Origin of the sequence: Brevundimonas sp., assembly GCF_036676055.1 — a bacterium.
GTDB lineage: Bacteria > Pseudomonadota > Alphaproteobacteria > Caulobacterales > Caulobacteraceae > Brevundimonas.
On sequence record NZ_JAKFDS010000058.1, the window covers coordinates 36,663 to 60,407 of the forward strand.

Below are 23,745 nucleotides of genomic sequence, written 5' to 3' on the forward strand. Positions count from 1 at the left end.
GCCCTCAGGATCCGGCGCGCCGCCCGGCTGCGTGAGCCTTACGCTCGCCCCTGTCGCGCACGACGATGCGCCCACGACGGGTGAGGATCTCCGACAGGGCCGCGCGGTCGTCGGGCTCCAGCGTCGCCAGCACCGCCACGGCGTCGGCCTCAAGCCGGGCCCGGCCGCGCAGCTCGGCGGCGCGCGACTCTTCGAGCAGGGCCGAGACCTTCGCCGGATCGAAATCGGACGAACGGGCCAGAGCCGTCGCCTGCCGCCGCTTGAGTCGGGTTTCCTCGAAGTCGGGATGGGCCGCCCGGGCCGACGTGCGCAAGGTCTCGCGCACACGATCGCGCACGGCGGGGTCGAGGCCTTCGACAACGGTCATGAAGGAGCGGTCGCGGGGCGGGCGGTGCTGCGCCTCGATGCGCCGCTCCACGTCGGCCCGGCCGACCAGCAGGGTGGCGCCGGCCGCCAGCGCGAACAGGTTCAGCGCCACCGAGGCGGCCAAGGCGATCTTGAGCGTGCTGGAGTTCACCCGAGCACCTCCGTGTCGTCGACCCCAAGCAGCGACGCCTGATAAAGCACGGCGTCGGCCTGGGCGTCGGCGGTGAGATGGCCGGTCAGCATGACGCCGGCCGCCACGCCGGCGCAGGTCGCCGCCGCCCAGCCCGCCCCGAAGGCGATGGAGAGACGATTTTTCCACACCCGACCAGTGCGGCGGGCCGAAACGGCGGCGGCGGTGACCCGATCACGCAAGGCCATCGACACCTGCGGCGTCGGCGACCGATGCAGCAGGGCGTCCATGGCGTCGGCCTCGGCCAGGGCCGGTGCGGAGATATCCGCATGGGTCGCCGCGAAGGCCTCGGCCGCCGCGCGTTCGCCTTCCGGCCAGCGACGCCGGTCGGCGCCGTAGGCGGCCACAAGGGCGAGAAAGCGTTCCGCCGTCATCACTTCGATACTCCTTCGGCGCCCGGCCGATGTCCGGCCAGCGCCAGTCTCAACGCCCGTCGTCCCCGCGACAGCAGGCTTTCCAGAGCCTCGACGCTGATCTCCATCAGCCCCGCGGCGTCGATATTCGACAGCTCCTGATAATGGCAAAGCACGATGGCCTCGCGCTGCCGATCGGGCAAGCCGGCCAAGGCGCCGTTTACCGCCGCTCCGACATCGGCCGCGATCAGGCCCCGATCCGGCGCCGGACCTTCGTCGCGTCGCTCCGGGAGCACAGCGGTCGGAACCTCCCGACGGCGCCGGAGACGGTCGTAGCAGAGGTTCAGCGCCACCCGGTGCAGCCAGGTGTCGAACTTCGCCTTGCCCGGCGCCCAATGCGGCGCCTGTCGCCAGGCCCGCAGCAGAGCCTCCTGCGCGACGTCCTCGGCCTCGACGGGGTCGCCGAGCATGCGCTGGGCGAGCGCCAGCATGCGCGGCAGCTTGCGCGCGACCATGGCCTGGATGGCCGCGGGGTCGCCCTGACCCACGCGACGCACCAGATCCTCATCGGGGTCGGCGAAGGTCGCCATCCGGCCTCGTGCGAACGTTGCTGCAAGGCCGGTGAGGTCGAGGACCGCCGCGCCCGTCATCTGCTTACTCCGAAGCGGACGCCGCAGGCGACGGTTGTTGGGCGTGATGGGCGGCGCGGCGTTCGCTCATGCGCTCGTGCCGATGTTCGCGGCGGTCGGCGCGGGCCGTCTGACGCTCCGCCGCCGTGACGTAGCCGTCCCGGTCAGTGTCGAGTCGGGCGAACGCCGCCTCGCTCCGGGCCCGGGCCTCGGCGACCACGACCGGCCCACGGGCCTCCATGCCCTCGCCACGACCGCCGCGGCGCCCGGATCCGCGATGGGCGCGGGCGGGACGCGGCCCCTGCCCGGCGCGCGCCTCGCGGTGGGCGTCAAACTCGGCGCGGCTGATGGCGCCGTCATTGTCGGCGTCGAGCCGGTCGAACCGGGCCTCGGCGCGGCCGGCGCGGCGGGTCTGGGCGGCGGCGCGCATCTCCTCGGGCGTGACCGAGCCGTCGCGATCGGCGTCGGCCGCGGCGAGACGCTGGACCCGCGCCTCGACGAATTCCGCCCGGCTGAGCTTCTGGTCGCCGTCGGCGTCAGCCCGCATGCCGCGGGCGTGCGGCCGGTCCGGCGTCTGCTGGGCCATGGCGACGCCGCCAGCGGCGGCGACGGTCAGGGCGGCCAGAGCGCCCGCCACAAGGGTCTTTCTCATCTCGATGCTCCATGGGCCGCCAGGGCGGCCGTACATCCCTGTCTGGAGAGTGAAACGCGGCTCACGTCAGTCTCCGTCGCCGACCGGCGGCAGGGCGGTCTCGAAGGCGGCGCGGGCGGTCTTGCGGGACCTGGACAGGGCCGACCTGAGGGCGTCGAAATCGGTGAAGCCGGCCGCCCGGGCCAGCCGCAGCCGGAACCCTTCCGGTTCATGTTCCGGATCGGGGCGGTCGTCGAAGGCGGCGCCGAGAATCTGGCTGAGGGCCTGCTGCAGCCGCCAGGCTTCGGCCAGGACCGGATCGTCGGCCAGCGCCTTGAGGGTGGAGACGGTCAGAGGCGCGCCCGCGCGCGCCTGTCGAAGCTGGCGGACCTGGGCCACGAACTCGGCGTCGACCTGGCCGCCGGGCGCGAGCTTCACGTCCCAGTCGCCCTGCGGCGGGCGATCGCGGGCCATCCGGTCGCGCATCCGGCGGGCGTCGGCGGCGAAGCCGACGCCGGGACGCGGGTGGCGCAGGATGGCCTCAAGGGATGCCGACACCCGCGCCCCGAACGCCGCATCGTCGGCCCAGACGACGCGGGCGCGGGTCAGGGCCATGAACTCCCAGGTGTCGGCCTCGGCGGCGTAGTAATCCTCGACCGCGGACAATCGCAGGGAGACCGGCCCCTTGGCGGCGCCGGGACGCAGGCGCATGTCGACTTCATAGAGCCCGCCCTCGGCGGTGTGGGCCGACAGGGCCGCGATTAAGCGTTGGGTGAAGCGCGCGTAGAAGACGGCGGCCGCCCACTGCTTGCCGTCGGAGGCCGCCTCGGCCGGGGCGTCGTAGACCGTCATCAGATCGAGGTCTGAAGACGCGGTCATTTCCCGCGAACCCGCCTTGCCGAGCGCCACCACGGCGACCGCACCGCCGGGCAGGCCGCCGCCCTGCCGCACCGTCTCGGCCATGGCGGCGGGGGCGAGGGCGTGAAGGCAGGCGTCGGCCAGGGTGGTGTAGGCGCGTCCGGCCTCCTCCGGCCCGGCCCGCCCGGTCAGGGTCTGGACCCCGATCCGGAACATCTGTTCGCGGTGAACCCGGCGCACGACGTTCATGGCGGTCTCGAAGTCGGGGGCGGCAGCCGCATCTGCGATCATCTGGGCGACGACGCCGCTATCCTCCTCGATGTTACGGGCGAATCGCGCGTCCAGCATGCTGTCCAGCGCCGCCGGATAGCGGCCGAGGGTGCGGGCCAGACGCGGGGCGAAGGCCATGACGCCGACGACGAGATCGAACAGCTTCGGCTGGGCCAGGAACAGGGCCTGGACCTGCACCCCGCTGTTGAGCCCGGAGAAGAAGACAGCGAAACGGCGGAAGGCCGCGTCGGCCGCCCCGGTGTCGGCAAGGGCGGTCAGCAGGCGCGGGGCGAGGCGGGTGAACAGTTCGCGGCCGCGCGCCGTGCGGGTGGCCGGGATGCGGCCATGGTGCCAGCTACGGATGCTATCGGCGACCATGGCCGGGTCGGAGAAGCCCATCCGGACCAGGGTTTCCAGAGTCTCGGGGTCGTTCTCCACACCGGTGAAGACCAGCGAGCCATAAGGCGACGACAGTTCTTCCTCGCCTTCGAAGAGTTCGCCATAGCGCCGGTTGACGCCGACCAGCAGGGCCTCGACCCGGGCGTCGAAGGCGGCGAGATCGCCCTCGCCCGCCAGGACGGCGGCGCGCGCACGGGCTTCGGGATCAACCGGCAGGCTGTGAGTCTGCTCGTCATCCAGCATCTGCACGCGGTGCTCGAGCCCGCGCAGGGTGACGTAGGCGTCGGTCAGCTCGGCGCAGGCGACTTTGTCGATGTGGCCGGCGTCGCGCAGCGCCCCCAGGGCGTCCACGGTGCGCGGCGCGCGCAGGCCCGGATCCCGGCCGCCGAGGATCAGTTGCTGGGTCTGGGCGAAGAACTCGATCTCGCGGATGCCGCCCCGGCCCAGCTTCAGATTGGCCCCGGCGGCTTCCAGCCCCTCGCCGGTCTTGTGTACGTGGATCTGGCGCTTGATCGACTGGATGTCGAGGATGGCCGGATAGTCGAGAGTGCGCCGCCAGATGAAGGGCGTCAGGGCCTTCAGGAAGGCGCGCCCGGCCCCCACGTCGCCCAGCACCGGCCGCGCCTTGATGAAGGCGGCCCGCTCCCAGTTCTGGCCGACGCTTTCATAATAGGCCAAGGCCGTCGGGGCCGCGACCACCGGGGGCGTCGAGGACGGGTCGGGCCGGAGGCGCAGGTCGACCCGGAAGACGTAGCCGTCGCCGGTCCGCTCCTGCATCAGGGCGGCCAGCGACTGGGCCAGTCGGTCGACGAAGCGCTGGGGCTCGACGCCGTCGGCCAGGGCCGGGATCAGGGCCTCGGGCTCCCAGAACAGGCTGATGTCGATGTCGGACGAGTAGTTGAGCTCGAAGGCGCCGTGCTTGCCCATGGCGAGGCCGAACAGGCCGGGGACGGGGCCTCGCGGGTCGTCGGCGGGGCTGACCAGCTTGCCGCGCTCGCGCTTGTCGTGGGCGACGGCTCGGAGAGCGGCGTTGACGGAGACGTCGGCGAAGCGGCTCAGGGCGGCGGTGACCTGATCGAGATCCCAGACGCCGCCGAGGTCGGCGAGGGCCGTCAGCAGGTGCAGCTCGCCCTTGAGGCGGCGCAGGGGGACGCGCATCTCATCCGCCCCGCCCGCGAGGGCGGCGGCGTCTCCGAGGAGGCTCTCCAGGCGGGCTTCGGGCGCTTCCTCCAGAACCGCGCGCAGGCGATCAGGCCAGCGCCGCGCCAGGCCGAACAGATAGGGCGAAGCGGCGAACACCGGCGCGAGGGCTGGCCAGGCGCCTTGCAGGGTCGGGCTCCAGCCGCCTGCGGCCGCGGCCTCGGCCAGTCGTTCGTGCGCCCGGGCGGCGGCCTCGACGTCGACGACCGGACCGCACGGCTTGAGGGCCGGGGCCAGCGCCTCGCTCACGTCGCTTCCGCCGGCGGCAGGACCAGGGCCACCCGGAGGCCGGGGCCGAAGCCGCCGTATTCGCCGGGGCCTTCGTCGAGCTGGACCCGTCCGCCGTGGGCCTCCAGCACGGCGCCGACCAGCGACAGGCCGAGGCCGGAGCCGGGCTCGGTGCGGCTGTTGTCGAGGCGGACGAAGCGCTGGAGGACGCGCTCCCGGTCGGCCTCCGGCACGCCAGGGCCGGTGTCGGTGACGGAGAATTCGATCTCGCCCGAGCTGCGCCGCCGGGCGCGCAGCATCACGGCGCCGCCCGGCGGGGTGTATTTGATGGCGTTGTCGATGACGTTGGCTAGGGCTTGGGCGAGGAAGGGGCGGTTGGCCTCGATCATCAGGCCACGCTCGATCTCGGCCGAGAACTCCAGCCCCTTGTCCTCAGAGGCGGGCTCATAAAGCTCGGCCATGTCGGCGGCGAGGTCGGCGGCGTCGAACAGTTGGGGATCGGGGGTGCGGCCGGCCGCGGCCTGCAGCCGGGCGATGGCGAGGACGGTGTTGAAGGTCTTGAGCAGATTGTCGGCCTCGTCGAGGGCCAGCTGAAGGGCGTCGACGCCGGTGATCTTTCCCGCCTCTGCGTCGATCAGCGACACCTCCAGCTTGGCCCGCATCCGGGTCAGGGGCGAGCGCAGGTCGTGGGCGATGGCGTCGCCGGCGTGGCGGATCGAAGCCATCGACGCCTCGAGACGATCCAGCATGGTGTTGAGGCCCGAGCCGAGCTCGTCCAGCTCATCGCCGGAATTACGGACCGGAAACCGCGCTTTGAGGTCCCCTTCCTGCACGGAGGTGGCGACCTTGTTGAGCCGACCCATCGAGCGTTCGAGATTGCGGCTGACCAGCACCCCCCCGGCGAGACCGAGCAACAGCACGATCCCCATGGCGCCCCAGAGCGCCTGGGTCAGGCGGGCCAGATAGGCCTCCGTGTCGCTGAGGGACTTGCCGACGAACAGGGTCTCGCCGCCGGACAGCCGCATCTGGACGCCACGGACCTGGGGCCGCGTCACGCGACCTTCGGCGTCGGTCTCGGTAAAGGGAAACGTGATCCACTCCGACGGCCCCTCGAGCTCCGCGATCGGCTGGACGCTGATCGAGCCGGTGATCATGCCGTCCTGCGCGTCCGTCAGCAGGTAGAGGTAGGTGCTGTCGCGCAAGGTGCGATCGATCAGGGCCTCGTTGAGGGCGTCGACCCCCCGGGCCTGGTAGATGCCGGTCAGCACCGCCGTTTCGGCCCGCACGTCCCGCTCGGCCTTGGCCCGGGCCTCGGCCGCCGAGGCGAAATAGACATAGGCGAGGATGGCGCTGGCCGCCGCCGCGAACAGGGCGAGGAACAGCAGCGTCAGCCGGAAGGGCGTGCGGCGAAGGAGAGAGGGGAGTTTCATCAGGAGGCGTCAGGCCTCCAGCCGATACCCCGCCCCGCGGACCGTCTGCAGCATGGCGTGGTCGAAGCCCTTGTCGATCTTGGCGCGCAGGCGGCTGATGTGGACGTCGATGACGTTGGTCTGGGGGTCGAAATGATATTCCCAGACCTTCTCGAGCAGCATGGTGCGGGTCACCGACTGGCCGGCGTGGCGCATCAGGAATTCGAGCAGCTGGAACTCGCGCGGTTGCAGGTCGATCTCCTGGCCGGCGCGGTGCACGGTGCGGGCGATCAGATTCATCTCCAGGTCGCCGACCTTGAGCATGGTGGCGACCGAGCCGGTCTCGCGGCGGCGCGACAGGGCCTCGACGCGGGCAATCAGTTCGGAGAAGGCGTAGGGTTTGACCAGATAGTCGTCGGCCCCGGCCTTGAGCCCCGCGACGCGGTCATCGACCTCACCCATGGCGGACAGGAACAGGACCGGGGTCTGGTCGCCGTCCTTGCGCAGGGTCTCGACCATGCCGATGCCGTCGAGGCGGGGCATCATGCGGTCGACGACATAGACGTCGTAGCCGCCCTTCTGGGCCTCCAGCAGGCCGAAGGCGCCATCGACGGCGTGGGTCGGTTCGTGACCGGCCTCGGTCAGTCCCCGGACCATGGCGGTCGCGGCCTCGGCGTCGTCTTCGACCACCAGAATGCGCATGGAATCAGCCCTCAGATGCGGAATCGCCGCCGATGTTAGCGCATCGGCGGCGATGGGGGCAGTTAAGGCTTTGTCAGACGAATTACTCGCGCGCGATCGGCAGAACGACGGGCGAGTTGCCGTTCGACGTGCGGACGAGGAGCAGGATGCCCGAGCGGCCCGCCGACCGCACGGCGGCGATGGCGGCGCGGAAGTCGGCGGCGGTTCTCACCGGGCGGCTGTTCGCCTGCATGATGACCATGCCGGGTTCGAACTGCAGTCTTGCGGCGCGCGAGTTAGGGGCGACCGCGTTGACGACGAGGCCTTCGATGCGCGGCGGCAGGTCATAGCGGCTACGCACGGCGGCGGTCAGCGGAGCCACCGTCAGGCCTTCGACCACCTCGCCGGAGGCGCCGCCGTTTCGTGGCGCCTCGTCCGCTTCAGGCGCTGCCGGCCGGGTTGATGCGTTGATGTCGGACGGACGGGTCCCCGAGCGCACCTCCACCGTCTGCCGACGCCCCTCGCGGAGGATCTCCAGGCGCAGAATCTCGCCCGGCCGGGCCGCGCCGACCAGCCGGGTGAGCTCGGTCGAGGTCTCGACCTTCTCGCCGTTCAGGCTGGTGACGATGTCGCCGTTCCGCAGGCCGGCCCGTTCCGCGGGCGCATCGGGCGTGACCTCGTTGATGTAGGCCGCCTCGAAATTCTCAGGAAGGCCGAGCGACTCGCGCATGTCTTCGGACAGCGTCCCGATCTGGGCGCCGAGATAGCCGCGCTGGATCGACTCGCCCCGCATCAGGCTGTCGGTGACCTCCTTGGCGATCGAGGCGGGAATGGCGAAACCGACACCCACAGAACCGCCCGTGGTGGAGAAGATGGCCGAGTTCACGCCGATCACGCGGCCGTAGATATCGAAGGTCGGTCCGCCGGAATTGCCGCGATTGATGGCGGCGTCGATCTGAAGGAAGTCCGTGTAGGGGTTGTCGCTGGCCTGCGGCAGGCTGCGGCCGGTGGCCGAGACGATGCCCGCCGTAGCGGTGCCTCCCAGTCCGAACGGATTTCCGACTGCGATAACCCAGTCGCCGACGCGAGGCTGCGCCTGCTCCTCGAACGAGACGAACGGGAAGTCGGAGCCCTGCACCTTGATGACGGCGAGATCGGTGTCGACGTCGCGGCCGACGAGCGTCGCCTCAAGCTCGCGACCGTCCGACAGCGTCACCCGGATCTCGGTCGCGTTCTCAACGACGTGATTGTTGGTGACGATGTAGCCCTCGGCGGAAATGAAGAATCCGGACCCGGCCCCCTGGGTCGTCAGCGGCTCCTCGCCTTCCTCAGGCTGCGGGACAGGAATGCCGAACGGCATGCCCGGAACCTGGAGAATGCCGCCGGGAGGACGCTCAAGCGGCGCCTCGACATCGATCTGCACCACGGCGGGCGCGACCTGCTGGAAGATGTCGGCGAAGCTGAGCGGGGCGCCTTGCGGCGGGGCGAAGGCGAGGCCGGCGGCGCCGGCGTTGGGCGTCAGGCGGCCCGAGGCGCCGGCGACGGGGCCGGCGTTCGCGGTCGGCCAGTCGATGACGCCGCCGGCGGTGGCGCCGGCCGCGAGAACCAGGCCGAACGTGGCCCCCAGCATGAATTCCTTACGCTTCATCATCGGGTTTCGTACGATCCTTTCGTCGGGCGCGAGGCGCCCGGTGCAGTCCGTCAATACAGGACGCAGCCTCCCTCCGCCAACGTCGTGACGCGAGGATGGGTCCGTCGGACGTCAGTCGTCAGACGGCTTTGCGTCAGGATCACGGCGAAGATCGCCTGCGGCGACAATATCGGCCAGACGGGCCTCCTCGTCGGCCGTCAGCGGCGCCACCTCGGCGCGGCGGCGGCGCGACCGCAGCAGAAGCAGGGCCAGCACCGCGCCCATCAAGGCGACGGGGCCGAACCACAACAGCCATGTGCCGAGGCGGACCGGCGGCTGGAACAGCACGAAATCGCCGTAGCGGCGGACCAGATCCTGTTCGATCTCGGCGTCGGTGCGCCCGGCGGCGACCTGTTCGCGGACCAGCTGGCGCATGTCGGCAGCGATGACAGCCGGGCTGTCGGCGATGGCCTCGTGCTGGCAGACGACGCAGCGGATGTCGTCGAACAGGGCCTGGGCGCGGGCTTCCTGCGACGCGTCGGGCAAGGGCCGGTCCGGCGCCGGCGGGGGCTCCTGGGCAAGCGCCGGGGCGGCGACCAGACCGAGGGCGGCGACGGCGATCAGAAGGACCTGCTTCACGCCGCGCCCTTGCGCCGGCTGACGCCCAGCCGCAACCGGCGGTCCATCAGCGACAAGGCCCCGCCCAGAGCCATGATGGCCGGGCCGAGGAAGATCAGCCGCGCCCATGGATTCCACCAGACGCGGAGGCTCCAGGCCGGGGCGCCGGCGGCGGTGCGGCCACGCTCGCCCAACACCACATAGACGTCGTCGAGGCCCCGGAAATCGAGACCGACCTCGGTCGTCGTCTGGCCGCCGGCAGGGAAGAAGCGGCGTTCCGCTGTGATCTGGCGCGGCGCGGCGCCGGAGCGGAGGGTCACGGTCAGCCGGCCCTGTTCGGCGAGATAGTTCGGTCCCTCGACCACGCGCACGTCATCCAGTCTGACCCGCCACGGGCCGGCCTCGACCGCCTCGCCGAGCGCGACCGGGCGGGCGGCCTCGATGCGGTAGCCGGTTTCGACCACCGCGCCGAGCACAAAGACTCCGAGGCCGGCATGGGCCAAGGTCGCACCCCAGGAGCCGAGCGGCAGGCCGCGCACCCGGCGCAGGCTCTCGGCCAGAGGGACGCGGAACAGGCGGATGCGCTCCACGGGATCGGTCAGCGCCCCGAGGATCAGCCAGGCGCCGAGGCCGATCCCGGCCGCAGACAGCGCCTTGCGGGTATCGAACAGGGCGTAGGCGGCCAGGGCCAGCAGCACCGCCAGACCGGCGGCGACGGCGAGCCGCTGCATGGCGCCCGGCACATCCCCCCGCTTCCACGCCAGCAGGGGCCCGAACGGCAGGATCAGCAGGGCCACGGCCATCAGCGGCACCAGCGTCAGGGCGTAGAAGGGCGGACCGACCGAGATGGTCGAGCCGTTGGTCGCCTCGAGGATCAACGGATAGAGGGTGCCCAGCAGGACAGTCGCGCAGGCGGCGGTCAGGAACAGGTTGTTCAGCACCAGCGCGCCTTCGCGACTGACCGGGGCGAAGATCCCGCCGCCCTTGAGCTGAGGCACCCGCCACGCGAACAGGCCGAACGCCACGCCGCCGGTCAGGCCGAGGATGGCCAACAGCATCAGGCCGCGCTCCGGGTCGACGGCGAAGGCGTGGACACTGGTCAGCACGCCGGACCGGACCAGAAAGGCGCCCAGCATCGACAGGACGAAGGCCGCCATGGCCAGGAAGGCTGTCCACCCGGCCACGGCCCCGCGCCGCTCGGTGATCACCGCGGAGTGCAGCAGGGCCGCGCCCGCGAGCCACGGCATGAAGCTGGCGTTCTCGACCGGGTCCCAGAACCACCAGCCGCCCCAGCCGAGCTCGTAATAGGCCCAGAAGGCGCCGAGCGTGATGCCGACAGTCAGGAGCGCCCAACTGGCCAGCGCCCACGGCCGGACCCAGCGGCCCCATGCCGGCCAGAACGCGGCGTTGGCCCGGCCCTCGATCAGGGCGGCCAGGGCCAGCGAGAAGCAGACCGAAAAGCCGACGTAGCCCGCGTAGAGGAAGGGCGGGTGGAAGGCGAGCGCCGGGTCCTGCAGCAGCGGATTCAGCGACGCGCCCTGGAACGGGGCCGGGTTCAGCCGGTCGAACGGATTGGAGGTGAAGACCGCAAAGGCGAGGAACAGCACTCCGAGCAAGCCCTGGACCGCTACGGCCGAGGTCTTCAGCTCGAACGGCAGGTTGCGGCCCCGGGCCAGGAAGGCGCCGAAGCCGGTCAGGACGAGACACCACAGCAGCAGCGAGCCCTCATGGCTCCCCCAGGCGGCCGCGACCTTGTAGAGCATCGGCTTGTCGGTGTGGCTGTTCGCGGCCACGTTGGCGACCGAGAAATCCGAGACCGAGAAGGCGTGGATCAGGATGGCGAAGGCCACCGCCACCGCGAGGGCCGCCGCGATGGCCGCCCCCGTGGCCGCGCCCGCCAGCACCGGGCTGCGACGCACGCGCCCGGCCACGGCCAGAACCGCCTGCAAGGCCGACAGAGCCAGGGCGAGGATGAGGGCGAAGGCGCCCGTTTCGACGATCACGGAGCCACCGCGGCGGCGTTGTCGTCGGGACGCCATTCGCCCTTGGCCTTCAGGCTGTCGGCGACTTCACGCGGCATATAGGTCTCGTCGTGCTTGGCCAGCACCTGGGTGGCGCGGAAGCTGCGGTCGGGCAGGAAGGCGCCCTGCGCCACCACGCCCTGCCCCTCGGCGAACAGGTCCGGCAGATCGCCGCGATAGATCACCCGGGTGGTCGCCACATTGTCCGTGACAGAGAAGGACACCTGGCCCGAGTCGTCGCGGGCGACGCTGCCCGTCTCGACCAGCCCGCCGAGCCGGACCACGCGGCCCGGGGGGGCGTTCTCAGCCGTCGCCTCGGACGGCGAGAAGAAGAAGGTCACGCTGTCGCGCATGGCGTAGAGCGACAGGCCGACCGCAAGGACCAGCACCGGCGTCACGGCGGCCACGACCCACAGACGGCGGCGCGCCTTGGGCGATTTCGGCAGCCAACTCACGCGCCCGCCCCCGGCAGGCGGGCCTGAAGTTCCGCGCGGGCGGGATCGCGCGGATCCATCGCGGCGATCAGGGGCAGCCACATCTCTCGAACCATCGCCGCATCGCCCCGCGCCAGCGCCGCCTCGCCGAGGAAGTAGCGGGCGCCGCCCTGGTTGGGATCGAGCTTGAGCGCCTCGCGGAAGGCGGCCTCGGCATCGCCGCCGATGGCGCCGTCATTGGCCCGCACCAGACTCTCGCCGAGCCGGGTCCAGCTGCGGGCGTCCTCCGGTTGCAGCGCCACCGCCCGACGGAAGGCGGAGACCGCGCCGATCGGGTCGCCGGCCTCGAACCGGGCGGCGCCGAGCATGGCGAGGGCCTCGTGGTCGTTCGGGCGCTCCTCGACCACCCGGGCGACCACCGCCGCGACCTGCGGCGGTTCAAGCGTGTCCAGCTGGGTCGACCATTCGTCGACGCGCCGGTCGAATCCCTGGTCAGGCAGCCCCGGAGCGCCGAACGTCAGATACAGGCCGACCGCTGCGGCGACGGCGCCGACGATCCCGCCAAGCACCCAGAAGCGGTCGCGCGCGCCGGCGGTGACAGGGGCCGCCTCCCGTTGCGCCGACAGGATACGGCGACCGGCCTCGGCCCGGGCCGCGGCCCAGGCCGCGTCGTCCAGCAGGCCGCGCGCCTTCAGTCGATCCAGTTCGGCCAATTCTTCCGAGGCCGAGGCGGGAGTCACGAACGCGCCCGCGTCGGCGCCGCGGCGGGCGCCGGCCAGCACCAGCAGGCCCGAAAGCGCCGCCATCAGGGCCATCATGATCCAGAATATCGTCATGTCTGGCGATGTAGCCGATCAGGCGGCTCGCGACGAGGCTTTCGACCGCTCCTTGCCGGTCCCGGCCACTGCGGCGCGGCGACGCACCGTCCGGGCTGCGTCCCGCGCATCGACCAGGTCGAGGCAGCGGGCCGACAGCTCGACCAGGCGGAGCGCATTGACCTCGTCCTGCGCCTCGCCGTCGTTGATGATGAGCAGGGCCTTGTCGACGTAGTCGGTGAGGCGGACCGTCAGGGAGTCGACCAGCCTCTTGCGGTCGGATTCGGCGCCGAAGACCGAGGCGGGGCCGCGCACCGCGCCCACCAGCTTCAGCAGATGCCGGACCGCCTGCACCGTCTCGCCCTGGACCGGGGCGGTCAGTTGAGGCGACTGGCGGGTCATCCGGCCGGCGATCTGGACGCGTTCCAGTGGCAGGGCCTTGTCGACGGCGCGGTCGGCGGCGCGGAGGAAGGCCGAGAGCTGGCCGGCGATGCTGACGCGAGCGTCGCGCACCGACTTGCCCCAGACGCTGAGGGGATTGAGGGTCAGGGTCACGTCCAGCTCACTGAGGACGTTGGCGCACCAGGTCAGGTCCTCGATGACGGCGTCGACATTGGCCAGGTCAGAGCCCGGGCGGAAGGCGGCGATCCGCTCGACCCGGGCGTCGACTCCGGCGATCAGCCGCTCGATGAAGCCCGCCAGCTCGGAAGCGCTGAGGAAGCCCTCGCGACCGGACGCGCAGGAACTCTGGGTGATGATGCGCAGGATCAGCACGGCGTCGTCGAGATGCGAGAACAGCATTTCGAGCACGCGCTGGGCCCCGTCGAGGTGAACCTCGGCGCAGTCCTTGATCAGCAGGCGCAGTTCGGCGACCTGGTCGCCGTCCGGCCGCTTCAGCCAGATCTGGATCGATGGCAGGCCGCGACGGGCCAGGTGGGCCAGGTCGAGACAGGCGGCGAGGTCGACCAGCCCGCGCTCTCGCCGCTCGGGCTGGAGGTCGACCGGCCAGATCATCTCGGGACGGTCGCGCACGGCCGCCGCGGCGGCGAGGCAGATGCGGTCGGCGACGGCGACGGCGTCAGCCCCCTCCTGGTCCAGTCGGGGCAGCAGGGCCGGTTCGCGCGCCGAGCCGGCCTTCCACAGGCGCGGCAGGACCGCAGCCGGAAAGGTCATGGCCTCGATTCCGTCGGCGCGCGGTCGGAACATCGGCAGAAGGGGAGCCATCACGAGGCGGCGGCGGGTCCGGTCGAGCACCTCGTCCGCGAGCATGGCGCCGAGCTCCAGCGCCCGCGCCCCGGGCAGGGCGACGGCCACTGACGAAAGCTTCGTCAATGTGGCGTCGGGCGCCTGCTCGATCAGAGCAGCCAGAGCGACGCGATGGGCGACGGACAGCCCCGACATTCAGACCCCTCGCGACCGGTCATCGCCCGGCCGACGCCATGGTGCCCCTGACGAGGTTAACATCCGCTATCCGGGCGGCGCTCAGGCCTCGGCGGCGGGGAGTTCGAGCACGGCCTTCAGTCCGCCCAGTTCGCTGTCGGAGAGCGAAATTCGCCCGCCGTAGGCGCGGGTCAGCTCGACCACGATCGAGAGGCCGAGTCCCGAGCCCGGCGTTGTCTCGTCCAGGCGAGAGCCCCGCTGCAGGGCCGCCTCGCGCTGGTCCTCCGGCAGGCCCGGGCCGTCGTCCTCGACCACCACGACCATCTGGCCCAGTCCGGTCGGGCCGGCCGAGACGCGAACGCGCCGTTTGGCCCATTTGCAGGCGTTCTCGATCAGATTGCCGAGGAGTTCCTGCAGGTCCTGGCGCTCCCCGCGGAAGGCCAGCCCCTCGGGCGCGCGCCAGTCGATCACCACGCCCTTGTCCTCGAAGACCCGCTCCAGCATCACGGCCAGCTCGTCCAGCACCGGTTCGATTGGGGTGGTCTCGCCCAGCATCTGAGCCCGGGCGGCCGCGCGGGCGCGGCGCAGGTGATGGTCGACCTGGGCCTTCATGACTTCGGTCTGACGCCGCACCATGTCTGGCAGCGGCCCCTGCTGCGACCCGGCCTCCGCGAGCATCACCGACAGCGGCGTCTTCAGCGCATGGGCCAGATTGCCGACGTGGGTCCGCTGGCGCTCGACGGTCTCCTGGTTGTGGTCGAGCAGGCGGTTGACCTGTTCGGCGAGCGGCTGGATCTCGAGCGGATAGCTGCGGGCGATCCGTGCGGCCTTGCCCTTTCGGACGTCGGCGATCTCGTTCCGAAGCGCATAGAGCGGGCGCAGGCCGATCCGGACCTGCAGGAAGACGGCGATGACCAGTCCGAGACCGAGAATGAGCAGCGCCGTCCAGGTGAAGGTGGCGAACTGGCGCGTGTCGTTGTCGATGTTCGAGCGGTCGATTCCAGCCAGGAAGACGACCGGCCGTTCGCGGCCGGGTAGCTGCTTCATACTGGCGGCCACCCGCAACGGGACGCCCAGGGGCCCCTCGCCGCGGGGGCGAAGACCATCCGGGTCGTTGTAGCTGATGGTCGCGCCGCGGGCGGCGGCGAGCCGGCCGGGCAGCTCGTCAGGGATGGACAGGCTTTCGCCCGCCAGCGAGGGAGAGCGCACAAGGATTCGCAGCCGACCGTCGGCTCCCGGTTCCGCCACGGCCCAGTATTCTCCGGACAGGGGACGCAGGGTGCGGTCGTCCCTGACCTCGTCGACAGTCAGGGAGCCATCCGGGGCGGCGTTGGTCGCGACGACCACTTCATCGATGGTGTCGGACAGGACAGCGCCAAGCCGGCGCAGGGCGGACTCCTGATACTGGTTGGTCAGCGCCCAGCCCGTCAGGACCAGGGCCAGGACGATCCAGGCGGAGGCCAGCCAGATCAGGCGCCGCGTCAGGCTTCGACCGGGACGTCCGAACCAGCGGCCCCAGGTGCGCGGCTCCGTGGCCGCATCGGCGTCGACAGGGCCCCCCGAGCCGTCCGTCACGTCTCGTCGCTCTCCCCGGGCAGCGGCGTCAGCCGGTAGCCGAGCCCGCGCACGGTCTCGATCCGGTCGGGGCCGATCTTCTTGCGCAGGCGTCCGACGAAGACCTCGATAGTGTTGGAGTCACGGTCGAAATCCTGATCGTAGAGGTGTTCGACCAGTTCGGTCCGGGAGATCACCCGACCTTGGTGCATCATCAGATAGTGCAACAGGCGGTATTCCAGCGAGGTCAGACGCAGGGGCTCGCCGTTGACGCTGGCCCGCGCGGCGCGGGGATCAAGGCGGAGGCCGCCGCACGCCAGGGTCGAGGAGGCGATGCCGGCCGAACGGCGCAGGAGGGCGCGCAGCCGGGCCAGCAGTTCCTCGGTGTGGAACGGCTTGGTCAGATAGTCGTCGGCGCCGGCGTCGAAGCCGGACACCTTGTCCGACCAGGCGCCCCGTGCGGTCAGGATCAGGACCGGCGTGGTCTTGCCGTCGCGCCGCCAACGCTCCAGCACCGACACGCCGTCTATCTTGGGCAGGCCCAGATCCAGCACGACCACGTCATAGGGTTCGGTGTCGCCGAGGAAATGCGCCTCTTCGCCGTCCGCGGCGTGGTCCACCGCGTAGCCCGCGTCCGAGAGCGCGCCCTTCAGCTGGCGCGACAGGTCGGCGTCATCCTCGACTAGCAGCACGCGCATTCAGCGTTCTCCGATCACCCGGCCAGTGCGGCCGTCCACCATGATGTCCGCGACACGGCCGCCAGGATACTCCCAGCGGACCACGATGGTGTCGCCCCGGTTGCTCGCCCCGAGGAAACGGCCGGGACGTCCCGCCGACGCGCGCTGGACAGCGGCGCCCATGCTGACGCGAGGCCGGTCGTCCGACTGTTCCCGCCGGGGGCGGTCCTGGTCGCCGTCGCGACCGCCGCGGTCGCCACGATCCTGCGCCGCCGCGGACAGGGGCGCGGCGGCGAGCAGGGCGGCGAGGATGTAGGCTGGCATCCGGGTCATGGGCGACGGTCTAGGCCCCAGGCTCTGAACGACGGCTGAACGGCGAGTGTAGACATATTTCACCGTTTCAATCGCCCCGTCGTCCGATGTCCACAGACGCGGGAAGCGTCGCATGGATGCGTTGTCATCGACATGAACGCAAGCTGACACAAGCCGTTCAGATCGGGCTCAGGCGAAAGATGGTCTTGTCGGCGTCAACGCAGCCAGTCCGGCCTGCGTGAACGCGAAGGATAAGACGATGATGAAGAAAGCCCTCATCCCCGTGCTGGCCATCGCCGCGGCGTCCGTCGCGGTTCCCGCCGCCGCCCAGAACTATGACCGGTACGACCGCTACGAGCGGAACGACCGCGATGACCGCTACGATCGCGATGACCGGTACGAGCGCGATGATCGCTACGACCGTGGCGATCGGTACGAGAACCATGGTCGCTGGCAGTCGATCAGCCAGCGGAAATACCAGCTGGACCGCCGCATCGACGTCGGCCTTCGCAATGGCTCGCTGAGCCGCCGCGAGGCGGGCCGGCTGCAGGTCGAGCTCAACAGCCTCGTCCGCCTGGAGCGCAGCTACATGCGCGGCGGTCTGACCCGCTGGGAGCGCAGCGACCTGGATCAGCGCTACGACCGTCTGGCCAGGCAGGTCCGGATGGAGCGCCGCGACCGCGACAATCGTCGCTGGTAAGGCTGACCTTTCCTCCCCGGAAGGTCCGAGGGGCGTCGTCCGAAAGGGCGGCGCCCCTTTCCTATGGCGCGAGGCGCAGACGGCTTTCGATGACGGTGACAGCCCGGCCGCGCAGCAGGATGCGGTCGCCACGGACTTCGGTTTCGAGCTCGCCGCCGCGGCCCGGGAAAACCTGCCGGAACCGGACGTCGGGCCGGCCGAGCCTGTCGGCGTAGAGAGGCCCCAGGATGCAGTGGGCCGAGCCGGTGGCCGGATCCTCGTCGATGCCGCAGCCGGGGCCGAAGAAGCGGTCGACCACATCGACGTCGTCCTGGGGATCGGCGGCCGCACAGACGATGACCTGGCCCGCCTCCCCCGCCTCGCCCTGCATGGCGGCGAGGGCGCGGATGTCGGGGGCGAGGGACCGCACCATTTCCGCGTCGGCGAGGATGGCGACGAGGTATCGGCCGGCCCAGACCTCGACCGGTTCGGCGCCCAGCGCCTCGGCCAGACCCGCGACCGGCCCGGTGCGCCGCGGCGGGTCGGCCGGAAAATCCATTTCATAGCCGTCGCCGGCGCGACGCACGATCAGCGACCCTGAGCGGGTGTCGAAGGTCAGGGCTTCCGCCTCGACGCCGAGCTCGGCCATCAGCGCATGGGCCGCGGCGAGGGTGGCGTGGCCACACAGGTCGACCTCGCGGCCCGGCGTGAACCAGCGCAGGCCGAACCGGGCCGGGTCGGCGGTGCGCAGCAGGAAGGCGGTCTCGGCCTGATTGTTCTCCTTCGCCAGAGCCTGCATCCAGCCGTCGGCGGGCCAGGCTTGGAAGGGCTCGACGACGCAGGCGGGATTGCCCCGAAAGGGGGCGGAGGCGAAGGCGTCGACGGTCCACTGGCGCATCAGGCGGTCTCCGGCTGCATGATGGAGAGTTCCGGCCAGCGGGCTGTGGCGTTCCCGACCGCACGGGTCCAGCCCTTGGCCAACGGCCGGTTCGGGTTGGGGCGCAAGGTCAGCGAGAAGACGTCCTCGAGCCCGAAGGGGGCGGCGACGCTGATCGCATCGTCGTCTTCCAGCCGGACGCCGACGGCGAAGGCGGGCGCGACAAAGCGGGCGAGGGCCTCGTCCGTGCCGGCAAGGGCCTCGTAGGGTTCGCCGAACTTGCCCTCGAACCACAGATGGACACGGGCCTGATTGCGGACCTCGACCATGTCGCGGAACGGCGGCTGGAAGGCGGCGGCGACACGCTTGATCACCGCATCCTCCGCGTCCCACGACGTGTCCGGGTCGAAGTAGCCGAGATCATAGTCGCGGATGCCGTAGCCGGCCGGGCGACCGGTGACGGCGTTCCAGACAGACTGATAAACGGCCCCGGAGAAGACGCGCCAATCGTTCAGGCCGAGGCCGCGGACGGTGGTCAGGACGTGCATCAGGCCGGGGTCCGCGCGGACGATGGCGGCGAGGCGGCTCTCCAGATCACTCATCGCGCGTCCCTCAGCGGCCAGCCGTGATCCAGCGGACCGTGCCCCTGCCCCAGGCCCGGGGCCCGGCGGATCGCCTCGGCGACATAGGCCCAGGCCTCGGCTACGGCGACTTCCAGCGGCAGACCTTTGGCCAGTCCGGCGGCGCAGGCGCTGGCGAGGGTGCAGCCGGTGCCGTGGGTGTGGCGGGTCTCGACGCGAGGCCCTTCCAGCAGGGTCTCGCCGGACGGGGTGACGAGGACGTCGATCACCGTGTCGCCGGCGATATGGCCGCCCTTCATCAGCACGGCGCCCGCGCCCATGCCGAGCAGGAAGGCCCCGGCCCGCCGCTGGCCGTCCAGATCGGCGACGGTCAGGCCGGTCAGGGCCTCGGCCTCGGGCGCGTTGGGGGTCAGCAGGGCGGCGCGCGGCACCATCAGGGTGCGGACCGCCTGCACCGCCTCGTCGGGCAGCAGGGGCGAGCCGCCCTTGGCGATCATGACCGGGTCGACGACGGCGGGAGCGTCGCAGCTGTCGAGGATGGCCGCGACGCGTTCGACGACGTCGGTGGCGCCCAGCATGCCGGTCTTGATGGCGTCGGCGCCGATGTCGTCCAGCACCGCCCGGGCCTGCGCCTCGATCAGGTCGAGCGGCAGGGGATAGACGCCGTGAACGCCGAGGGTGTTCTGCACGGTGATCGCGGTGATGGCCGTAGCGGCGTAGCCGCCCATCGCGGTCACGGCCTTGATGTCGGCCTGAATTCCGGCTCCGCCTCCGGAGTCGGAGCCGGCAATGATCAGGACGCGTCCGAGGGGCGAGGTCATGATGACGGGATGGCCATTCGCGGCCGCCTCGGCAAGGGGCGCGGCCAAATCGTCTGGCGGAGGCGCCTGATCATGGGGTGGCGGCCAACGCGGCCTGAAGCGCCAACGCCTGGACGGTCTCGCGGACGTCGTGAACGCGGATGATGGCCGCGCCGCGCCGCGCCGCCTCCAGCGCCAGGGCCAGCGAGCCGCCGAGGCGGTCGGCGGGGTCGGCGGCGGTCGGGTCGACCGACTGGATGGTGCGCTTGCGGCTGGCTCCGTACAGGATCGGGAAGCCGAGGTCGGTCAGCCGGTCGAGGCGGGCGGTCAGGGCGAGGTTGTGGGCGGCGGACTTGCCGAAGCCGATGCCGGGATCGAGCCAGATGCGGTCGCGCGCCACCCCGGCGGACATGGCGGCGTCGGCGCGGGCGAGAAGCCAGTCGGCGACCTCGGCGACGACGTCGTCATAGTGCGGGGCGGCCTGCATGGTGCGCGGCTCGCCCTTCATGTGCATCAGGACGACGTCGCAGTTCAGATCGGCGGCGACGCCCGGGGCGTCCGGAGCGAAGCCGAGGGCGGCGACGTCGTTCCACATCGTCGCGCCGGCGGCGACGGCGGCGCGGGCGACGGCGGGCTTCATGGTGTCGATGCTGATCGGGCCGGTCCAGACCGCGCGCAGGCCCTCGATGACGGGGACGACGCGAGCGATCTCGGCCGCCTCGGGCACGGGCTCGGCGCCGGGGCGGGTGCTTTCGCCGCCGACGTCGAGGAGGGCGGCGCCCTGATCGACCAGCCGCAGGCCGTGGGCGACGGCGGCCTCGACCGAGGCCAGTCGGCCGCCGTCGGAGAAGCTGTCAGGCGTCACATTGACGATGCCCATGACCCGCGGGGGAGATGCGGCCGGCGGCGTGCTCATTTGACTTCCCCCTCCCGGCACCCCAGCTTGGAGGGGTCATGTTCCGGTCTTCCGACATCGCTCGAGAGCAGAATCACGCGGGCCGCCTCGTCGCAGGCGACTGACCCGGGACGGAGGCGCGTGCGCGAACGTCCGTCCCGGGCGACGCCGATTCCCCTCCCCGACACACTGATATTCTGAAATCCGGAGCGACCGCGGACGCGGCGCTCCCTGCATGGAGGCGCGAGATGACCGCTGCCGAAACCCTTTCCACCAGGGCGACCGCCCTCGCGGACCTGCCCGAGATCTTCCTGACCGCCGCGGAGCACGATCAGCTGTCGCGCCTGGTCGGCGATCATGAAGCGACCGGCGCCGCCGGTCTGCTGCAACAGGAGCTGGACCGCGCGACCGTGGTCGAGACCCGGCCGGCCCATGCGGTCGGTCTGGACCGCTGGGTCCACTACAGCGACGGGCGCGCGGGCGACCCCCGCCGGGTGAAGATCGTTCTGCCGCAGGAGGCCGATATCGACGCCGGGCTGATCTCGGCCCTGTCCTATGTGGGCGCCGGGCTGATCGGCCTGCGCGAAGGCGAGAGCATCCTGTGGCCGGATCCTTCCGGGGCGGTGCGCAAGCTCACGCCGGTGCTGGTCGAGGATCCGGAGCCGCTGGTCCCGGTCGAGAGCGCGGGCCATCAGTCCTTGCCCCCGATCAGGGCCCCGATGGCCTCGAGGTAGGCGGCGAAGGCCTGGCGGCCCTCCGGGGTGATGGAGACGCGGGTCAGGGGCTTGTTGTTGACGAAGCTCTTGGCGATGGCGACGTAGCCGGCGTCCTCGAGCTTCTTCAGATGGACGGAAAGGTTGCCCTGGGTGGCCTCGAGCACGGTCTTGAGCTCGGTGAAGTCGGCGGCGTCGACATCGGCCAGATAGACCATGATCCCCAGCCGCATGCGGCCGTGGATGACGTCGTCTATCCGTCCGAGGTCGGCCAGGCCCATGGCGTCAGCCCGCCTTCGATCCGGCGACTTTATTGGGCGTTCTGGCGTCGCGGAACAGGATCCAGCCCGGCAGTGCGAACAGGGCGAACAGGGCGACGGTGCAGACGCCGAGGTACCAGACGGGCTCGCGCACCAGCAAGCCGAGGGCCACGGCGGCGAGCCAGCCGCCGAGCGCCGTCGCCAGCATCCAGCGCTTCCGCTTCAGCGTCCAGGCGATGTACCAGGCGGCCGCCTGGAGGGCGAAGACGATGGCGGCGTAATAGAGCCAGATGGCGAAGTCCTGATCGCGGTACGCGCCGACGCCGAAGACGATGATGACGGCGGTGTTGGCCATGCCGGTGGCGCTGAAGGCGGCGTTGAGGCCGCGGCTGGCGGTGGAGCCACGGTTGGCCGGGCCGTCCTTGCGGTCCTTGAGGATGGCCCAGGTCAGGATGGCGAGGAAGCTGACCGTGATCATGACGACGAAGGCAAGGTTGGCGAGGTCCGGCCAGCGGATCAGACCGGCGACCTGGCCGACGTGGAACAGGCACTGCAGGCCGTAGAGCAGCCCCCCGGCGAGGTAACAGACGGCCAGGGTCATGGGCGTGCGGCCGCCGCCCTCGACGATCGAGCGCATGAAGGCGAGGTCGTCCTCGGCGGAGTGCAGGCGGGGCTTGGCGGACATGGGGGGCGATTCTCCGGAACCGGCTCGCCCGATTGGGTGGACGAGCCGGTCAGGGTTGGCAAGCTATTCGGCGGGGACGAGGACGGGTTGGCGGGGTCGCCGCCACGGCACGCGCCGACCGTTCAGCCAGCGCCCGAGGAAGGTGTGGCGGACCATCAGCTCGTAAGAGACGAGGCAGACGGCGAAGACGCCGATCGAGACGCCCGCCAGCTTGGCCCACCAGGGCGCGGTCCAGTCCTGGATCCAGACCTGGGCCAGCATGACCAGCGGCAGGTGCAGGATGTAGATCCAGTAGGAGGCGTCGGAGAGGTAGCGCAGGACCGGGTTGCGGCCGGACAGGAAGCGCAGGCACAGACCCGTGGCCGCGAGGGCCGAGGCGTAGACCGCCACGGCGACGACGGCGGCGGCGAGCGCCTTGTCGGCCGTCGGCTCGGCCATGGGCGCCAGATTCGGTCCCCCGGCGAGGGTCCAGGCCCAGGCTCCCGCAGCGACGGCGACGATCAGGAACAGGGGCGACCAGGCCGCGATCCGGTTCAGCAGGTCGCGGCGGCGATCCAGCAGGAAGCCGAGGCCGAAGGCGAGGCCGAAGCCGACCAGGGCGGCCGCGTCGGGAACCACGCCGGCATCCGGTGTCGGCACGGCGAAGAAGGCGACCCAGGCCGGATCAAGCCACAGGGCCAGCGCCAGCGGAACGGCGAGGACGACGGGGGTCCACCAGCCGACGAGGGCGCCCGTCAGCCGGTCCCCCGCGCGGCCCCAGCCGCCGTTGCGGTCCAGCGCGGCGAAGGGGGCGCGCAGGATCAGGACCCCGGCGTAGAACAGGGTGAGGACGTACAGGAACCAGAGATGGGTCAGGGGGAAGTTGGTCCAGTCGTAGGTCGGGGGCGGCGGCGGGGGCGCGCCGGGAACCACGAGGCCGTTGGCGTGGGCGTTCCAGACCAGGGCGGTGACGATCCCGGCCATGACCGGAAGCCAGAAGGCCAGCAGCGGCCCGGTGATCCTCGAGGCCCGGTCGCGGGCGAAGCCCCGCCAGCCCTTCCGCGCCAGCATCATGTGGGCGAACAGGCCGGCGATCAGGAAGAAGGCGGTCATGCGGAACAGGTGGATGGCGAAGAACAGCCAGGCCGCGCCGATCGAGCGACTGTCGTCGGCGACGATCCAGATCTGCTGCGGAAAGAAGGCCAGGCTGGCGTGCAGGACGACGCCGAGCAGCAGGGCGCCGCCGCGCAGGGCGTCGAGGCCGTGGAGGCGGTCGGGTCGGGTGGCGGGTTCGGCGGCGGACATGGGTCTCTCCCCTTCTGATGGAGAGCGATCTACTCCAGACTTGTTTGAATTGCAAACTTGTTGATGCAGAGACAGGCGCAGCAATGGTCGCCGCCTGTGTCCAGACGGTTGGGGAGGGTGCGGGACAGCCGGGCCTCGCCCGGTTGAGAATGTGATTACCGTTTCGACGAAGCAGACTGCCCCGCGCGGCCGGTTTCCACACGCCCTCCGACTGGCGGCCCTGCGTCCGGGCCTTTGACGGATCGCCCCGGCCTCATTGCTGGGACCGGAGCGGGACGGCCTTACCCCCGCCATTGCGAGGCCATCTGACCGCACC

The 23,745-nt window shown here is 71.2% G+C and carries 25 protein-coding genes; 2 read left to right on the forward strand and 23 right to left on the reverse strand.

What is annotated here, in order from left to right; all coding sequences use genetic code 11:
* Positions 1-4: 4 nt before the first annotated feature.
* The 16 genes from V6M45_RS10615 to V6M45_RS10690 form a co-directional block, all read right to left on the reverse strand.
* Positions 5-517, reverse strand: a complete 513-nt coding sequence (locus V6M45_RS10615) for a periplasmic heavy metal sensor (protein WP_332656232.1) — start codon at positions 515-517, stop codon at positions 5-7.
* Positions 514-930, reverse strand: a complete 417-nt coding sequence (locus tag V6M45_RS10620; RefSeq protein ID WP_332656234.1) for a hypothetical protein — start codon at positions 928-930, stop codon at positions 514-516. The genes V6M45_RS10615 and V6M45_RS10620 overlap by 4 nt, the downstream gene beginning before the upstream one ends.
* On the reverse strand, positions 930-1,499 hold the full coding sequence (locus V6M45_RS10625; RefSeq protein ID WP_332656277.1) for an RNA polymerase sigma factor: 570 nt from the start codon (positions 1,497-1,499) through the stop codon (positions 930-932). Before V6M45_RS10625 ends, V6M45_RS10620 begins: the two co-directional genes overlap by 1 nt.
* A 64-nt stretch (positions 1,500-1,563) precedes the next feature.
* Positions 1,564-2,190 carry an EF-hand domain-containing protein gene (locus tag V6M45_RS10630; RefSeq protein ID WP_332656236.1) on the reverse strand — a complete coding sequence of 209 codons (627 nt, stop codon included), beginning with the start codon at positions 2,188-2,190 and terminating at the stop codon, positions 1,564-1,566.
* Positions 2,191-2,256: 66 nt separating this feature from the next.
* Complete coding sequence (locus V6M45_RS10635) at positions 2,257-5,145, reverse strand: bifunctional [glutamine synthetase] adenylyltransferase/[glutamine synthetase]-adenylyl-L-tyrosine phosphorylase (RefSeq protein ID WP_332656237.1); 2,889 nt, start codon at positions 5,143-5,145, stop codon at positions 2,257-2,259.
* Positions 5,142-6,554 carry a HAMP domain-containing sensor histidine kinase gene (locus V6M45_RS10640; RefSeq protein ID WP_332656239.1) on the reverse strand — a complete coding sequence of 471 codons (1,413 nt, stop codon included), beginning with the start codon at positions 6,552-6,554 and terminating at the stop codon, positions 5,142-5,144. The genes V6M45_RS10635 and V6M45_RS10640 overlap by 4 nt, the downstream gene beginning before the upstream one ends.
* 9 nt (positions 6,555-6,563) lie before the next feature.
* Positions 6,564-7,235 carry a response regulator transcription factor gene (locus V6M45_RS10645; RefSeq protein WP_259548316.1) on the reverse strand — a complete coding sequence of 224 codons (672 nt, stop codon included), beginning with the start codon at positions 7,233-7,235 and terminating at the stop codon, positions 6,564-6,566.
* Between the two features lie 82 nt (positions 7,236-7,317).
* Positions 7,318-8,865, reverse strand: a complete 1,548-nt coding sequence (locus V6M45_RS10650) for a Do family serine endopeptidase (protein WP_332656242.1) — start codon at positions 8,863-8,865, stop codon at positions 7,318-7,320.
* 111 nt (positions 8,866-8,976) lie between these two features.
* Positions 8,977-9,483, reverse strand: a complete 507-nt coding sequence (locus V6M45_RS10655) for a cytochrome c-type biogenesis protein (protein ID WP_332656244.1) — start codon at positions 9,481-9,483, stop codon at positions 8,977-8,979.
* Complete coding sequence (locus V6M45_RS10660) at positions 9,480-11,465, reverse strand: heme lyase CcmF/NrfE family subunit (RefSeq protein ID WP_332656246.1); 1,986 nt, start codon at positions 11,463-11,465, stop codon at positions 9,480-9,482. The genes V6M45_RS10655 and V6M45_RS10660 overlap by 4 nt, the downstream gene beginning before the upstream one ends.
* Positions 11,462-11,938: a cytochrome c maturation protein CcmE gene (gene ccmE, locus V6M45_RS10665; RefSeq protein WP_332656248.1), complete on the reverse strand. Its 477-nt coding sequence runs from the start codon at positions 11,936-11,938 to the stop codon at positions 11,462-11,464. The genes V6M45_RS10660 and ccmE overlap by 4 nt, the downstream gene beginning before the upstream one ends.
* Positions 11,935-12,753, reverse strand: a complete 819-nt coding sequence (ccmI, locus tag V6M45_RS10670) for a c-type cytochrome biogenesis protein CcmI (RefSeq protein ID WP_332656250.1) — start codon at positions 12,751-12,753, stop codon at positions 11,935-11,937. The genes ccmE and ccmI overlap by 4 nt, the downstream gene beginning before the upstream one ends.
* Positions 12,754-12,771: 18 nt before the next feature.
* Entirely contained in the window at positions 12,772-14,133 is a 1,362-nt protein-coding gene (locus V6M45_RS10675; RefSeq protein ID WP_332656252.1) for a hypothetical protein, read from the reverse strand.
* Positions 14,134-14,214: 81 nt separating this feature from the next.
* The gene (locus tag V6M45_RS10680) at positions 14,215-15,687 is read right to left on the reverse strand and encodes an ATP-binding protein (RefSeq protein ID WP_332656254.1); all 1,473 of its coding nucleotides are present in this window, start codon (positions 15,685-15,687) and stop codon (positions 14,215-14,217) included.
* The gene (locus V6M45_RS10685; RefSeq protein ID WP_332656256.1) at positions 15,684-16,364 is read right to left on the reverse strand and encodes a response regulator transcription factor; all 681 of its coding nucleotides are present in this window, start codon (positions 16,362-16,364) and stop codon (positions 15,684-15,686) included. The genes V6M45_RS10680 and V6M45_RS10685 overlap by 4 nt, the downstream gene beginning before the upstream one ends.
* Complete coding sequence (locus V6M45_RS10690; RefSeq protein ID WP_332656258.1) at positions 16,365-16,676, reverse strand: hypothetical protein; 312 nt, start codon at positions 16,674-16,676, stop codon at positions 16,365-16,367.
* Between the two features lie 238 nt (positions 16,677-16,914).
* Here V6M45_RS10690 and V6M45_RS10695 point away from each other — a divergent pair, with 238 nt between their 5' ends.
* Positions 16,915-17,355, forward strand: a complete 441-nt coding sequence (locus V6M45_RS10695; protein WP_332656259.1) for a hypothetical protein — start codon at positions 16,915-16,917, stop codon at positions 17,353-17,355.
* A 61-nt stretch (positions 17,356-17,416) separates the two neighbouring features.
* Here the strand turns inward: V6M45_RS10695 and V6M45_RS10700 are convergent, their stop codons facing one another.
* The 4 genes from V6M45_RS10700 to folP all read right to left on the reverse strand — a co-directional run bounded on the left by V6M45_RS10700 (position 17,417) and on the right by folP (position 20,508).
* The gene (locus V6M45_RS10700; RefSeq protein WP_332656261.1) at positions 17,417-18,232 is read right to left on the reverse strand and encodes a PhzF family phenazine biosynthesis protein; all 816 of its coding nucleotides are present in this window, start codon (positions 18,230-18,232) and stop codon (positions 17,417-17,419) included.
* Positions 18,232-18,813: a nucleotidyltransferase family protein gene (locus V6M45_RS10705; RefSeq protein ID WP_332656263.1), complete on the reverse strand. Its 582-nt coding sequence runs from the start codon at positions 18,811-18,813 to the stop codon at positions 18,232-18,234. The genes V6M45_RS10700 and V6M45_RS10705 overlap by 1 nt, the downstream gene beginning before the upstream one ends.
* The gene (thiD, locus tag V6M45_RS10710) at positions 18,810-19,613 is read right to left on the reverse strand and encodes a bifunctional hydroxymethylpyrimidine kinase/phosphomethylpyrimidine kinase (RefSeq protein ID WP_332656264.1); all 804 of its coding nucleotides are present in this window, start codon (positions 19,611-19,613) and stop codon (positions 18,810-18,812) included. Before thiD ends, V6M45_RS10705 begins: the two co-directional genes overlap by 4 nt.
* A gap of 70 nt (positions 19,614-19,683) precedes the next feature.
* On the reverse strand, positions 19,684-20,508 hold the full coding sequence (folP, locus tag V6M45_RS10715; protein WP_332656266.1) for a dihydropteroate synthase: 825 nt from the start codon (positions 20,506-20,508) through the stop codon (positions 19,684-19,686).
* 227 nt (positions 20,509-20,735) lie between these two features.
* Between folP and V6M45_RS10720 the strand changes: the two genes are divergently transcribed.
* The gene (locus V6M45_RS10720) at positions 20,736-21,221 is read left to right on the forward strand and encodes a GreA/GreB family elongation factor (RefSeq protein WP_332656268.1); all 486 of its coding nucleotides are present in this window, start codon (positions 20,736-20,738) and stop codon (positions 21,219-21,221) included.
* Here V6M45_RS10720 and V6M45_RS10725 read toward each other — a convergent pair.
* The 3 genes from V6M45_RS10725 to V6M45_RS10735 all read right to left on the reverse strand — a co-directional run bounded on the left by V6M45_RS10725 (position 21,179) and on the right by V6M45_RS10735 (position 23,429).
* Positions 21,179-21,481, reverse strand: a complete 303-nt coding sequence (locus V6M45_RS10725; RefSeq protein ID WP_332656270.1) for a winged helix-turn-helix domain-containing protein — start codon at positions 21,479-21,481, stop codon at positions 21,179-21,181. The genes V6M45_RS10720 and V6M45_RS10725 overlap by 43 nt on opposite strands.
* A 4-nt stretch (positions 21,482-21,485) precedes the next feature.
* The gene (locus V6M45_RS10730) at positions 21,486-22,145 is read right to left on the reverse strand and encodes a hypothetical protein (RefSeq protein ID WP_332656272.1); all 660 of its coding nucleotides are present in this window, start codon (positions 22,143-22,145) and stop codon (positions 21,486-21,488) included.
* A 63-nt stretch (positions 22,146-22,208) separates the two neighbouring features.
* Positions 22,209-23,429 (reverse strand): acyltransferase family protein, encoded by a 1,221-nt coding sequence (locus tag V6M45_RS10735; protein WP_332656274.1) that lies wholly within the window; start codon positions 23,427-23,429, stop codon positions 22,209-22,211.
* Between the last annotated feature and the right edge of the window lie 316 nt (positions 23,430-23,745).

Coding starts and splice junctions, on each gene's coding strand:
- ccmI (WP_332656250.1), bottom strand. CDS start 12,753: ATGACGATATTCTGGATCATGATGGCCCTGATGGCGGCGCTTTCGGGC.
- V6M45_RS10690 (WP_332656258.1), bottom strand. CDS start 16,676: ATGACCCGGATGCCAGCCTACATCCTCGCCGCCCTGCTCGCCGCCGCG.
- V6M45_RS10695 (WP_332656259.1), top strand. CDS start 16,915: ATGATGAAGAAAGCCCTCATCCCCGTGCTGGCCATCGCCGCGGCGTCC.
- V6M45_RS10640 (WP_332656239.1), bottom strand. CDS start 6,554: ATGAAACTCCCCTCTCTCCTTCGCCGCACGCCCTTCCGGCTGACGCTG.
- V6M45_RS10700 (WP_332656261.1), bottom strand. CDS start 18,232: ATGCGCCAGTGGACCGTCGACGCCTTCGCCTCCGCCCCCTTTCGGGGC.
- thiD (WP_332656264.1), bottom strand. CDS start 19,613: ATGACCTCGCCCCTCGGACGCGTCCTGATCATTGCCGGCTCCGACTCC.
- V6M45_RS10625 (WP_332656277.1), bottom strand. CDS start 1,499: ATGGCGACCTTCGCCGACCCCGATGAGGATCTGGTGCGTCGCGTGGGT.
- folP (WP_332656266.1), bottom strand. CDS start 20,508: ATGAGCACGCCGCCGGCCGCATCTCCCCCGCGGGTCATGGGCATCGTC.
- V6M45_RS10685 (WP_332656256.1), bottom strand. CDS start 16,364: ATGCGCGTGCTGCTAGTCGAGGATGACGCCGACCTGTCGCGCCAGCTG.
- V6M45_RS10720 (WP_332656268.1), top strand. CDS start 20,736: ATGACCGCTGCCGAAACCCTTTCCACCAGGGCGACCGCCCTCGCGGAC.
- V6M45_RS10650 (WP_332656242.1), bottom strand. CDS start 8,865: ATGATGAAGCGTAAGGAATTCATGCTGGGGGCCACGTTCGGCCTGGTT.
- V6M45_RS10675 (WP_332656252.1), bottom strand. CDS start 14,133: ATGTCGGGGCTGTCCGTCGCCCATCGCGTCGCTCTGGCTGCTCTGATC.
- V6M45_RS10630 (WP_332656236.1), bottom strand. CDS start 2,190: ATGAGAAAGACCCTTGTGGCGGGCGCTCTGGCCGCCCTGACCGTCGCC.
- V6M45_RS10725 (WP_332656270.1), bottom strand. CDS start 21,481: ATGGGCCTGGCCGACCTCGGACGGATAGACGACGTCATCCACGGCCGC.
- V6M45_RS10620 (WP_332656234.1), bottom strand. CDS start 930: ATGACGGCGGAACGCTTTCTCGCCCTTGTGGCCGCCTACGGCGCCGAC.
- V6M45_RS10735 (WP_332656274.1), bottom strand. CDS start 23,429: ATGTCCGCCGCCGAACCCGCCACCCGACCCGACCGCCTCCACGGCCTC.
- V6M45_RS10730 (WP_332656272.1), bottom strand. CDS start 22,145: ATGTCCGCCAAGCCCCGCCTGCACTCCGCCGAGGACGACCTCGCCTTC.
- V6M45_RS10705 (WP_332656263.1), bottom strand. CDS start 18,813: ATGAGTGATCTGGAGAGCCGCCTCGCCGCCATCGTCCGCGCGGACCCC.
- V6M45_RS10645 (WP_259548316.1), bottom strand. CDS start 7,235: ATGCGCATTCTGGTGGTCGAAGACGACGCCGAGGCCGCGACCGCCATG.